The sequence below is a fragment of the Paenibacillus sp. O199 genome (genome assembly GCF_001636635.1).
Classification (GTDB): Bacteria; Bacillota; Bacilli; order Paenibacillales; family Paenibacillaceae; genus Paenibacillus; species Paenibacillus marchantiae.
Window position 1 is genome coordinate 148,330 of record NZ_LGRP01000006.1, and the last position, 12,594, is coordinate 160,923.

Genomic DNA, 12,594 nt, shown 5'->3' on the forward strand with positions numbered 1-12,594 from the left:
GAAAAATATCGGATTCCCCGTTGATCCTGCAATCTTTGCTACATACAGAAAGAGCCCTCATCATGAGAGCTCTTTCTGTATGTGGATTCGGGAACCATTCTTGAATTTATAAATAAATGAATAGATAAGTTCTGATTTATTTCATACTGTCTTTCACAAGTGCTGCAAAAGCTTCCGAACCTTCCTTCGTCAGATGTACACCATCTTTTTCGAAATATTCGTCATGTCCTTCACTTGCAGTGTGCCAGTCAATGAGAGATACATTGCTATAATCTGACGCCGCTTCGTTCAGTGCTTTATTCACGGTTCGTTCCCATGGGCGAGGGACTCGCACAGTAACCAGATAAACATGTTCTTCATCTTTCAAATAATCCAACACGGAATTCAGACTTTTGGAATTGAAGGAACCGTTTGTTCCAAGCTCCAGTACGACCTGACTGCCCATTTGGTTATTTCTCTTCAGGCCATCCAGTACATCGGCAGCCTCCCACATCTGACGGCCGATATGACCGTCCACGTGCACGCCCGAAATGGTTTGTTCAAGATAAGGCTTGGCGTCCAAAATAACTGAATCTCCAATGACCGTATAATGAATCTTGCCATCTTTGGCTGGAGGGGCTGTTTCCTCTTGCTCTTTGGACGAATCTGATGTATTGACAGGATCCTCGGGTTGTTCATTACCGTTGTCTTCTGGATTTCCAGGATTGTCGGTGCTTCCTTTGGGTTTACCAACAGCATGGTTCGAGTCGCCAGGAGTTGATCCTTTCTGCTCACCTGAAGTTGGTTCCTCAGATTTCGGAGCATTACCTGGCTTCGTCGTTTGCTGTTCTCCTTTGCCTGGTGGATCTCCAGCGTTCGCCGCTGGTTTATCGTTTTTCTGTGGCGCAGGTTGGTTGTTGGCCCCGGAGGTGCTCACTGTTGCTGGAAGAACGTCCTGCCCCTTTTCCTCCGTTACGGAATGATCTCCATTCAGCGTGGCCGACATCGATACCGAATGGGAATCAGAATTCGCTGCTGACGTAATCATCATCTGTGACACCGTAAAGCACATCAACAGAATACTCATCAGCAATCCAGCGCGCTTCCACCATACGTTGCGAATACCTGTTGCATTGCGCCCTCTTCCCCATAACCGGGACCAGGAATCACGAAATCCGTTATGACGAATTGGATTTTCAATATATTTAAGTGACAAGGAGGCCAGTGCAACCGTTGCTGCAACCTGCAAAACCATTCGCACAGGATGTGCTCCACCCGTGTCTACCGTTGGACTCGTCAGAATAATGACAGGATAGTGCCACAAATATAAACCATAGGATCGTTCCCCGATCCAGCGCAATGGCTTGGCGCCAATAAGCCTTGCCAGGAAGGATGATGGATGAGCCAGTACAGCTACGAGCAAAGTCGTCGCTATAGCCTGAAGTACCATTCCTCCTCGATACAATGAAGGGTCGTACTCGCTGCTATTCAGCATCATGTAGATTAACCAAGCCAGCGCAGCTAAACCTAACACGTCCAGGACAAGGCGATTGATGCGGGCAAGGGATGACGATAGTTTGCGACTCGGCCATACCACGGCCAGTGCAGCACCAGCCAATAAGGCGAATGCTCTTGTATCTGTTCCATAATAAACACGGCTCGGGTCCAGATCCGGATTATACATGATGGCCATCGCACCAGCAGACAATTCAGCTGCTACGACAATAAAGACGACCAGCCATCCCTTTCTTTTGAACAAGACGATTGCTGCGACCAGTAGAAGGGGCCAAACAATGTAAAACTGTTCTTCCACAGCCAGCGACCAGAAATGTCCAAAGGGTGATGGAGGGCCGAAACTTTCGAAATAGGAAACGTTATGAAAGATATACCACCAATTGCTTATGTATAATACTCCCGAGACAATGTCACCACGCAACGCAGCCAGTCGAGATGGATCTGTGCAAAGCAGCCAAATCATCACCACTGCAGTCATCGTGATCATGCCAGGTAACAAGCGCCTTACTCTTCGCACCCAGAAATCACCGAGCGAAATCCGGCCATGCTCCTGCCATTGTGTCAAAAGAATATCTGTAATCAAATACCCTGATAGAACAAAGAAAATGCCTACACCGAGCAAACCGCCCGGAATAAAACCTAAATTCAGATGATACCCTATTACTGCAAGCACAGCGATGGCTCGCAAACCATCCAGTCCGTTCATATGCCGCTTGCTTTTCAACGATTGTGACATGCGAGCCCCTCCTTGACAATGTGAGTCGACATCATCCATGTCTGGGGCGTTCGAGAACTCCTTGTGGTTCTGGTTGTCATTAACATACGTATTGCACCTTCCATCATTCATTTACAACATAAAGAAGACGTGTTACTTAACCATGATGTTTTATGATTACGATTTCTTTATATCTTTGTCGTTATGTCCCGTTTAGCATTATACGCCCGAAAGATTATTCACAAATTACAGTAATAGTTACAATCCAGTGAAACGATGTAACCTTTCCTGCCAAGCATATATAGCTGTAAAATCATACTCTAATTTTATTTTTAAATACAGCATTTTTCATAGAATGGCTAATATTACCTTACCTTTTATTTCATATATGAGCAGATCCCTCTGAGGGTCTGGAGTGTACACTTATGCCAATAGGAAAAGGCTGCCGACTTGCTCAGCAGCCAATAACCATTATAAACCTATCTCTTGCCGGATTGAAAGTTTTGCTCATAATTGCATCTTGGTGCCTAGGACCCTAGAGGTAAAACGGATGAACCTTCTCCTCCGCACTCCCATCAAGAATCCGATAAGAGGATCGTCCTACGTACATTGGAATCTGCAATTTGTCCAGATTAACCATTCCATTTTCCAAGAAGTATTCCGGGTCTTGATACCGCTGTATCACTTCACCTGCAATCCATTCATGATCCCCATATGTTGTGATATTGATTACCTTGCACTCGTAAGCAAAATAAGCTTCAGTCAGAATGGGTACATCCACTTTAATTCCTTCTTCGTATGTAATCCCGAATTTCGAGAATTTGTCTGTGTCTCTTCCACTGAAGGTTCCCGCAGCCTGAATCCACTCCGAATGATGACCCGGAAGGAAGTGTACCCCGAATACTCCACTCTGCTCAATCAATTCATAAGAGTACGTTTCCTTCCTCAGCGATATCCCGTAAATTCCGGGAGACGACCCAATATAGGTATGCCAGCCTGAGGCCATCACATTCTGCATGCCCTTATGACGGGATGTCACTACCGCCACCATGCCGGGATAGGAATAAAACATAGGTTCATCTATCGGTTTCCGCATCTGATCACCTCTTCGTTTTTAATTGGCCCCAAAGCAGCACTAGGCCGTTTTTCTCATCCATTATTATACAATATAAGTAAAGGATGAGAAAGAATTACTTCCTTATCACAAATCACTTTTTGAAAAGAAGAGGCTGGGTGAACTATCAAATGGATTGCGTTATAATTAGCATTCATAGTAATCTTGATTAAACACAACTGAGAAATGGGGAATAGCAGTGATTGAAAAAGCAACGTTTGCCGGGGGATGTTTCTGGTGTATGGTAAGTCCCTTTGAAGAGCAGCCCGGCATTCACGGGATTATATCCGGATACATGGGTGGAACCGTAGAAAACCCTACATATGAGCAAGTATTGACCGGGGAAACGGGGCATTTGGAAGTTGTGCAAATCTCGTTTGATCCAGCCATTTTCCCATATGAGAAATTGCTTGAGCTGTACTGGCCGCAGATCGATCCCACAGATGCCACGGGTCAGGGTAATGATCGCAAAAGCCAATATCGGGCTGCCATCCTGTATCACAATGAAGAGCAACGCCAATTGGCCCTGAAATCCCGAGAGGAACTTGCCAAAACAGGCCGATTCGATAAACCTGTCGTTACTGCCATTGAGGAAGCCTCCGTATTTTATCCGGCAGAAGAATATCATCAAAATTTCCATCGCAAAGATCCGAAATATTATAAAGAATCCCGGATTTATTCCGGACGTGACGAAATTATCAAGAAATATTGGAGTTAATCTCTTTAAATAATTAATTAATAAAGCGGCCACATGGGCCGCTTTTTTGTCGCATCCATTTTACAGTACACCGATTAAAGTCTTCAACTCCTCGAAGCTATCAATAACCCGATCCGCCTGAGCTAGTTCATCGGCTTGAGCAAAGTCAAAATTACATCCAATGGAAATTAAATCATTATCCTTCGCCGCCTTAATGTCAGACAAGCGATCCCCGATAACCATGCCATGAATGATCTTATATTTCTCCACGATGGAGCGTACGAGATCAGACTTATTTTGTGATGAAATCTGCTGTATGCTGAAGGTTTCCGTTACCCACTCATCCAAATGATAATAGGTTACGATGGCATTCAAGTATTCGATTTGTCCATTACTCGCTATGTATATCGGTATACTCTTCTCTTTGCAGTATTGAAAGAACTCTTCTACGTACGGATATAGTGCTCCATGGCCTGCCTCGATATTGGCAATTAACTTTTCATGAAACCATTCATTTGCTTGTTGTCTAATCTGGTCCGAGTATCCGGGCAATAAATTCTCCCAGACGACGGGCAGAGGAACTCCCATAATCTCACGGTACTTTTCTATTGGCGTATTCTGCTCCCACAATCCCTTTGATCTCAGATGATTAAAAGTGTCATGTAGAGAAGTTTCCAATATTCGATCTGTCTGAAATAACGTACCATCCATATCAAAAATCAATGAAAGCATAAACAGATTCTCCTCCTTCATATTCAGGATATAGTTTGAGATATAATAGTCACTCTACTTAAGTAAAGTGACTATTCATCAACATACGTGAATACCTATCATTTTACAACCCTTCCAAACTTTCTGATTGAAATCACCCCTTATTCCAAGGTTGGTTATGAACTGCCTCTCATTCGTCCATACTATTACCTACGAATAAACCGTCATCACGAATGGCAGGGGAGGAAGCACCATGAACCGGAAAAACCCGCATCAAATTAATCAACCTGCAGCAGAACTACCCGTTCCGCTTGAATTCGATCGCAGCTGGATCACCCAACTGGAGTCCAGACTCGATAAAGGCGGCCCTTGGGGCGATTACAGACTCTTTCAACTTGGTATTCAAGCTGAAGAGACGAATCTGATTCCCAATTTTGATGAAATCCAATGTCTGAAGCATTTACAGGGACTCACTCCTCTTCCACACCAGATGGATACTGCACGCAGAGTACTGTTTGAAATGTCAGGCCGTGCCATTCTCGCCGATGAGGTTGGACTTGGCAAAACGATTGAAGCTGGCCTGATTTTGAAAGAATATATGGTCCGTGGACTTGTATCCAAAGTGCTCATTCTCGTGCCTGCGTCCCTTGTACTACAATGGGTCCGGGAGCTGAATTCCAAATTTGGCATCCCAGCGATTGCACAGAAAAAAGCCTATTCCTGGCAAAATGAAATCGTGGTTGCCTCTATGGATACAGCAAAGCGTGACCCGCATAAAGATATGCTGCTGAATACAGATTACGACATGATTATTATCGACGAGGCTCATAAGCTCAAAAATAAAAAAACAACGAACTATCAATTCATGCTGAAATTGCGGAAAAAGTACTGCCTGCTGCTTACGGCTACACCGGTACAGAATGACATGAGCGAGCTGTTTAACCTCATTAATCTGCTCAAGCCGGGACAGCTTGGCCGTCAGGGTGATTTTGCAGCCAACTTTGTCGTCGACAAACGCATTCCGAAAAATCAGGAGCAGCTTAAGGATGAGTTGTCCAAAGTCATGATCCGTAACCGTCGCGGTGAAGGACCTGTTCAATTTACCAAACGAAACGTGTCCAATGTGAATTTACAGCTTTCGCCTGAAGAACAAGCCCTTTACGATGGGGTGACTTCCTTTGTGAAGGATCAGTACCAGGAAGCCGGCGGCAATCTGAGCAGCATGCTTTCGCTAGTGACGTTGCAACGCGAAGTATGCAGCAGTCGGGATGCCGTGTTTGTGACGTTGGTCAATCTGTCGAAGAAGCTTCCACTGGACTCCCCACTGCGGGATAAGATTTGGGAACTCGTTGCCCATATTAAAGCGATCAAGGAAAATACCAAAGCGGAAAAAACAATGGAACTCGTTCGTGACATGAATGAGAAGGTTATTATTTTCACCGAATACCGTGCCACGCAGGAGTATTTGCTCAATTATTTTCGCAACAACGGCCTAACCGCTGTTCCCTACCGGGGCGGCATGAACCGTGGTAAAAAAGACTGGATGATGGACCTCTTCCGTGGTCGAGTACAAGCGATGATTGCAACCGAGGCGGGCGGTGAGGGTATCAACCTGCAATTTTGCCATCACATGATCAACTTCGACCTGCCCTGGAATCCCATGCGTGTCGAGCAGCGGATCGGTCGCGTACACCGATTAGGACAGCAGCATGATGTGAACATCTACAACCTTTCGACGACAGGCACAATCGAGGAGCATATTCTGAATCTGCTTCATGAGAAGATCAATATGTTCGAGATGGTCATTGGTGGATTGGATGTCATTCTGGAGCGGCTGGAGAAGAAGGAATCGATAGAAAAAAGCTTGTACAAAATCATGCTTGAATCACAAAACGAAGAGGATATCCGCCGTAAAATGGACTCCCTTGGACAATCGTTGAACTCCATTCAACGCGAAGTCGCAGATGAGGCACCAGCCGTATCCGGGCTTGATATTCGTAAAGGAGGCCTCTGATCATGACCATGTCACCCCATGAAGTGCAAGCGTATGTGCTCACTTACCTGGAAACACTTGATTGTCAGATTATGGAGCGTTCTCCTGCCCATGTTACGGTAAAACTTTCACCTGAAGCCGACAAGGCATTAACCAACCGTCCGTATTATTGGGGATTTGTGGAGCGAACCGGTGCACCTGCGGAGACGATGTCCTTTACATTCGTCTTTGATCCGGATGCCCATCAGCAAGCGTTGGAAGCTGAAGAAGCAAAAGCTGCACAGTTAGCTCCTCCAACCTCACCAGGTACCGGTACCCCCGAAGCTCCCAAAGAGACTATTCTAGGTCGGTACTTCGGTATTGTCCCTTCTCTGCCTCAGCTGGGACCCGGACGGATTTTGAAAGAAGATGTTGTATATGGCAGTCGCAGGTTGCAACAGATCTTCAATGCAGCGCGTGAAGGCGGCGCATTCGTGAACCTGTTCGAACAAGCTGCAAAAAGGCAATTGCGAGCTACCGCGCCAGCAGTATATGAGCCATGGCTTGGTGTGTGTTTTAAAGTGGAATTCGCCTGTGATCTGAAAAAAGAGGAACTTCATTTTATCGGTATCTCCCTCAGAACAGGGGAAATTGTCGAGAAGTTCGGCTCGAAACTGAACAGGCGTGACCTTAGCCCAAGGCTGGCTGAGAATATGCACGTACAGACCGCCAAAGTATCGCTAGCCGATGCCGGGGCAGCTCTGGAATCGCATTTGACAAATCGCTTGCTGGAACTCGACTATAGCTGGGCAGAGAAAGCCAAAGAACGGCTTGATCTGGAGCTTGCTGTTGTGGATACGTACTATGAAGCAGTTCTTAGAGAGGACACCCCTGAAGTCGACGTTGATACAACCTCTGCCTCCAGCACAGACGGTAGTTCAACGGATCAGGAACATACAGGGACCGGGCCATCTCCCCAAATGCAGACTTCTCGCTCCGGCCCTACTCGTATCCAGAAAGCACATCTACAGCCCGTCGAACCAACTAGCGTGATGATTGGAGCAGATGTCGAACTCGCTGCTGAAGCTGCTGTTCAGGCAGAACCAGAAACGGACCCGGAACAGGAGAAAGCCCGCCAAGCGGTCATGGACCGGGAAGCTATGAAGCTGCAATATGAAACACGGCGTACCGAAATGATCTGGCAATATGAGCCCAAAGTGAAGGTGACCGCAATTAGCAGCGGCATGTTTCATTTGAGATAGACGACGAAGACACTACTTTTCCCGCAAATGACGGCAAAAGTAGTGTTTATTCATGAGTGGCAGCCCGACAGGTTGCAGCAACCTTTGCATAACCTGTCCTCTAAAATGGAATTAGAAACGATCACGTAGCGAAAATGGAGTCCGTTTTGTCAGGATATGTACCCCAGAAAAGTAGGTGTTGGCATGAAACGACCCTTCCACAAGGGATGGAACGTGATTCGCCGTATAACCGGCATTGTAATGTGTTTTCTATGTATAATCACCCCGCTCCCCATACTCCAAGCTGAAGGTGCTGGAATCCAAAATGCATATAGGCCCGTACTACCCACTACATTGGCCACAAGTACGGCGGGACTTCATTCCGACACACTGGCTCCTGATGCAGTTCAACAATTTGCTCGCGAGCAAGCTATCATTCTAAGTACTGAACATGAAGGGAACCATTGGGATCATGCTCAATTGGACTTTTATCCCCTCGGTCCAGGCACACGCAGCTGGTTGGTATACGCTAATGTTGGAGAGTCACCCGTTGGTTATATGATCATTTCAGCTAACGAGCAAGGACAATTACAGCTCAGCGAGTATGGTCAGGGAGAACAACGACCGTACAACATTTCCTTGTTGGATCAAGCTCTGGATCGACAGCAACTGGACTTGAAGAAAATGATTAATGACGGAGGAGGGCTTCAATTACGTTATGCGCCTCCCCTGCTCGCTTATTGGAAAGTGGAGAGACCTAACGATGATGCAATCTATATTGACGCAACCAACGGCGACACCTTACCAACGGGTATTTTGGATGCACTGGATACGGACTCACGGCAGGCTACGAGTCGAATGAAGTTCATAAGGTCAATATCTGTACAAGCTGTCGTGATGACCCCCGAGGATTCGCCACAAGTCTCCTCGTTGTCGTTGTCCGTTGACTCCATGGATCTGCAACCTCTCTTTGATCCCGCGGACAATCTGTTATGGATCACGTCAAAAGCACTTTCGATCAATGGCGTAAAAACATTGAATCAGCAATGGAAAGAGCATAAAAAGATCGTTTTCTCTGCAGATGAGAAAAATGTCTTGTATGGCGGGGCTTTGCCTGTCAGTGGTTATCAAATCTGGCGTGACGACCGTGGAACCGTTCAAAAACAATATGTAGCTATTGGCGGGAATACTTCGGTAAGACGATTTGTACCTCTTCAGACTTTGCTGCGGGACGGGCATTTCTATGCTGTGAAACCTTGACCGATCTATACAACAAATAAGACGCCTTCCTCTGGTTCTTCATAGGAATGCGTCTTTTTCTTTGGAAGAAGCTTCTACCTATGTTGGTTCTTGATTCACCCTTTACCTGAAGAGCTTCGTTTCTGCATTTTCCCCTGCGAATTCATTGCTTTTTCCTTTTTTCCAACCCATAGAGATACAGCAAAAGGAATCATTCCAAACCACTTCATAGTCCATGGCTCTTTGGTCTTGGTTCGTCCTTTACGTTCATCCTTCGGTGTGTCGATATAATGAACAACTCGCTCTGTAATGTATTTCACCAGCTCATCACTTTTGGCCATAACCTCTGCCTCCTTAGCTCCGGCAAAGCCGGGGCTTATGTTATCTCTATTGTGTGCAGAAGGGATCATCAATAAACATTTTTTTTGCTGCAAAGAGTATGAAAAACAGAAGAATGCACAGTCTAATGCCAAAGGTATCCATCCACTCACTTTATGGCATAAGATGCCTATTTCAAGAAGGAGCGTGTATTCTCATGTATAAGCTGCTGGCCGCATCGATGGCATTGCTAATCAGCATCAGTTCCATCCCTCTGACCTCCCATGCCAGCGCGGCAAAATTTGCCTTAACCGACCTGCCTACATTGCATTCACAACGATCACCCATAAGCCCATCCATGCTGCCGGTAACCGATGGGGATGCCTATCACTCCACTCATCATGCGTTTGCAGCACCTGTCATCCTTCTAGACGTTGGTCATGGCGGCATTGACGGTGGAACAACAGACCATGGCGTACTGGAAAAAGACATCAACCTAGCCATTAGCCAAAAAGTGTATCTTCTGCTTCGCAGCAAGGGTTATGCAGTCATCATCAACCGACTTGGAGACTATGCGCTGAGTGACGAGAATCGCTGGTTAAACAGTCGCTCACGCCATCGCAGAGATTTGGCTCAACGCAAAAGCCTTAGCGAAGAGGTCAGCACCGACATCGTCGTCAGTATCCATGCCAACTGGAGTCCAAGATCAGCTGCTCGTGGCCCAGTTGTTTTACATCAGAACGAAGGAAGAAGCTACATGCTCGCAAGTTCCATTCAGAATCAGCTAAATCAATTGTACAAGACGGAGCGCGATGTGGTATGGGGCAAGCCCTTTTACCTGTTAAATCATGTGAAGCAACCCGCTGTAATTGTTGAAACCGGATTTCTGAGCAATGCACACGATCGCGCAATGATCAGCGACCCGGGCGAACAGAAACGGATTGCACAGTCCATTGCTAATGGCATTATTTATTATCTGTCGGCAGTTTAGGCTCAGCTTGCCAATGCCACACATCTCGGACCAGATCGCTAATACCGACGAACTCAATCTGACCTTTGAGCCGAGATACGGATTCATGGACAACAGCAGAGGTATTTAATCCGGTATGACCAACGTGACCGATCACTACACACACATCTTTGTCGAGAGCACGTTGGGCCGCCAAATCCATTTGCTTGCGTATTTGTTGTTTGGAATTGTGGTCATCTAGAAAAATATCGTTGCCGACGGGTGGCATATTTTTGGTGATGGCCAATTCCCCCACCACAGATCGAAAATTGGTACGACTATCCACAAAAAATAGCCCGCGCTCTTGACATACATCCAATACAATGGACATGATCCGTTTATCAGACGTAATTTTGGAACCCATATGGTTGTTCATGCCGACGGCATAAGGAACTTCATCTATGGCTTTCTCGACTCGATCACGCACTTCCTCATCCGTCAGATTGGTTGTGATCGCACCTGGCCCAAGCCATTCTGGTCTTCCCTTTTTGGGCTCCATTGGCATGTGAACAATCACATCCATTCCTTTTTCATGTGCGGCAATCGCATCTTTCTTCGTCGTTGGCAAGAATGGCATCACGGCCAACGTTAACTTAACCGGGGTCGCCAAAATTTCAGAAGTACCTTTCATGTCATTCCCCGCATCATCAATGATGATCGCCATTCGTTTACGCTGCGATTTGTCTGCCGGAGTTGGTGATATCTGACCTGAAGTTGAACCAGGTGCTTGTATTATGGTTTGCTCCGTTAACATTTGCTCTGGCTGCCCTGAACGAATTTGTGATTCCGCACTGCTGGCAGAAAAGCCAAAACCATAAACCATGAATATCGTACCTGTGAGTACCACTGACATTTTAAATTTCCAGGTGCAGGACCACCCTTTTCGTCCGGCCTTATTCATCCATCGTTCCCTCCTTTGTTCTGTCCCATCATTATTTGAACAATGAAGGGGGAATATGTAGACAAAAAAAGCCTGTTCATTCCAATGGAGCGCTGAAGGCCGCTGTGTTGGAATGATGTAAGCGATATTGGCGAGGAGCCTGACCTGTCAGTTGATGAAAAAGGCGAGAGAAGTAATGAACCGAGCTAAAATGATATTTTTCAGCAATTTGAGTGATATTTAATGTCGTGTGAAGCAAATCATACTTCGCCCGTCCAATACGAAAGTGATTCATATACTGGATGGGGGAGTATCCGGTAGATTTCTTGAACAGCTCGAAAAAATGACCACGGCTCATTTTGAGACTTTTGTGATAGATATCCAGCGGCTTGGGTGCTCCGTGAAGTAAGTCTTTCTCCAAAATTTTAAGAATATGGGCTATCCGGCGATCAGGGATTAAATGCCCCTTCTCCATGCAGCAGTTCAGAAAGTAGTCGATAAACGTTTGAAAATGACGCTGAATCGTCAAGCTCCGCATAAAAGTCTGCTCATTGGTATATGAACCACTTTTATAAAAGTCTTGGAACAGATCCTGCCAGATTCGCAACGACTCCACCTTTGAAATCTCCCTAAGTTCATATGGAAAGGCTGGGCCAACAAAAGCTTGTTGCAACACCTGCGGCGGATAACAGATCGGACAGGACGTATCAAATACCTCTTTTCGCTCCACATAGTGCCAATCAAAATAACAACACAGATGTACCATAGGGTTATTCCCATCAGCCACCCATTCATGTAATTGCCCTGCTGGAATATAGACCAGCGAACCAGGACCGAGCCTGCTGCTCAGACCATTTATACTTAATATCCCATACCCTTCGCTGATCAAGTAAATGGAACTGGTATAACAAATTCGCGGAGAACTCGACTGTCCCTTCGCAAAAGGGTATCGGGTCGCCAAATATACATAGGGATGCAAGGAAGCAAAATTCATTGGAAGTTTCCTTTCCGACTCCGTTTTTCTCGATGTTAACCTTTCATCTCCATCATCGAAAGGTACAATTGGGGACTAGAGGTACATATCAGCAGAGCACCAATTGATCTGACGATCGTGCAAATCATGGACGTCTTGCTAAATACAGCAAACTGCTGTTCAGATACAGTAATAACTGTACATCGCATGACTTCATGAGGAGGACGACTT

Annotated in this window: 10 protein-coding genes and 1 pseudogene; 5 read left to right on the forward strand and 6 right to left on the reverse strand. The window is 46.0% G+C overall.

The features are described from left to right. Positions 1–136: 136 nt before the first annotated feature. Entirely contained in the window at positions 137–2,230 is a 2,094-nt protein-coding gene (locus A6049_RS11360; RefSeq protein WP_063564752.1) for an acyltransferase family protein, read from the reverse strand. 514 nt (positions 2,231–2,744) lie between these two features. Next, the gene (locus tag A6049_RS11365; RefSeq protein ID WP_063564753.1) at positions 2,745–3,305 is read right to left on the reverse strand and encodes a flavin reductase family protein; all 561 of its coding nucleotides are present in this window, start codon (positions 3,303–3,305) and stop codon (positions 2,745–2,747) included. Between the two features lie 220 nt (positions 3,306–3,525). Between A6049_RS11365 and msrA the strand changes: the two genes are divergently transcribed. Next, positions 3,526–4,041, forward strand: a complete 516-nt coding sequence (gene msrA, locus A6049_RS11370) for a peptide-methionine (S)-S-oxide reductase MsrA (protein WP_076289735.1) — start codon at positions 3,526–3,528, stop codon at positions 4,039–4,041. A 60-nt stretch (positions 4,042–4,101) separates the two neighbouring features. Here the strand turns inward: msrA and A6049_RS11375 are convergent. Next, positions 4,102–4,794 (reverse strand): annotated as a pseudogene (locus A6049_RS11375) (HAD family hydrolase); the annotation flags it as partial. 190 nt (positions 4,795–4,984) lie between these two features. Between A6049_RS11375 and A6049_RS11380 the strand changes: the two are divergent. The 3 genes from A6049_RS11380 (at position 4,985) to A6049_RS11390 (ending at position 9,204) form a co-directional block, all read left to right on the forward strand. Continuing rightward, positions 4,985–6,745: a DEAD/DEAH box helicase gene (locus tag A6049_RS11380; protein ID WP_063564756.1), complete on the forward strand. Its 1,761-nt coding sequence runs from the start codon at positions 4,985–4,987 to the stop codon at positions 6,743–6,745. A gap of 2 nt (positions 6,746–6,747) precedes the next feature. Continuing rightward, complete coding sequence (locus tag A6049_RS11385; protein ID WP_063564757.1) at positions 6,748–7,965, forward strand: YqhG family protein; 1,218 nt, start codon at positions 6,748–6,750, stop codon at positions 7,963–7,965. 183 nt (positions 7,966–8,148) lie between these two features. Next, positions 8,149–9,204: a hypothetical protein gene (locus tag A6049_RS11390; protein ID WP_145921918.1), complete on the forward strand. Its 1,056-nt coding sequence runs from the start codon at positions 8,149–8,151 to the stop codon at positions 9,202–9,204. 95 nt (positions 9,205–9,299) lie between these two features. Here A6049_RS11390 and A6049_RS11395 read toward each other — a convergent pair whose 3' ends face one another. After that, complete coding sequence (locus tag A6049_RS11395) at positions 9,300–9,524, reverse strand: YqzE family protein (protein ID WP_063564759.1); 225 nt, start codon at positions 9,522–9,524, stop codon at positions 9,300–9,302. 194 nt (positions 9,525–9,718) lie between these two features. On the opposite strand from A6049_RS11395, the gene A6049_RS11400 reads away from it, so the two are divergent. After that, positions 9,719–10,492 (forward strand): N-acetylmuramoyl-L-alanine amidase family protein, encoded by a 774-nt coding sequence (locus A6049_RS11400; protein ID WP_063564760.1) that lies wholly within the window; start codon positions 9,719–9,721, stop codon positions 10,490–10,492. On the opposite strand, the gene A6049_RS11405 is transcribed toward A6049_RS11400, so the two are convergent. Further along, the gene (locus A6049_RS11405) at positions 10,467–11,411 is read right to left on the reverse strand and encodes a divergent polysaccharide deacetylase family protein (RefSeq protein ID WP_240321373.1); all 945 of its coding nucleotides are present in this window, start codon (positions 11,409–11,411) and stop codon (positions 10,467–10,469) included. The genes A6049_RS11400 and A6049_RS11405 overlap by 26 nt on opposite strands. Positions 11,412–11,487: 76 nt before the next feature. Continuing rightward, a complete protein-coding gene (locus A6049_RS11410) occupies positions 11,488–12,384 on the reverse strand; it encodes an AraC family transcriptional regulator (protein ID WP_063564761.1) in 897 nt (298 codons plus the stop codon). Positions 12,385–12,594 lie beyond the last annotated feature (210 nt).

Bases quoted from the DNA above. Each gene is read 5' to 3' on its own strand.
- A6049_RS11410 (WP_063564761.1), bottom strand. From the start codon at position 12,384: ATGAATTTTGCTTCCTTGCATCCCTATGTATATTTGGCGACCCGATAC.
- A6049_RS11390 (WP_145921918.1), top strand. From the start codon at position 8,149: ATGAAACGACCCTTCCACAAGGGATGGAACGTGATTCGCCGTATAACC.
- A6049_RS11380 (WP_063564756.1), top strand. From the start codon at position 4,985: ATGAACCGGAAAAACCCGCATCAAATTAATCAACCTGCAGCAGAACTA.
- A6049_RS11405 (WP_240321373.1), bottom strand. From the start codon at position 11,411: ATGAATAAGGCCGGACGAAAAGGGTGGTCCTGCACCTGGAAATTTAAA.
- A6049_RS11400 (WP_063564760.1), top strand. From the start codon at position 9,719: ATGTATAAGCTGCTGGCCGCATCGATGGCATTGCTAATCAGCATCAGT.
- A6049_RS11360 (WP_063564752.1), bottom strand. From the start codon at position 2,230: ATGTCACAATCGTTGAAAAGCAAGCGGCATATGAACGGACTGGATGGT.
- A6049_RS11365 (WP_063564753.1), bottom strand. From the start codon at position 3,305: ATGCGGAAACCGATAGATGAACCTATGTTTTATTCCTATCCCGGCATG.
- A6049_RS11385 (WP_063564757.1), top strand. From the start codon at position 6,748: ATGACCATGTCACCCCATGAAGTGCAAGCGTATGTGCTCACTTACCTG.
- A6049_RS11395 (WP_063564759.1), bottom strand. From the start codon at position 9,524: ATGGCCAAAAGTGATGAGCTGGTGAAATACATTACAGAGCGAGTTGTT.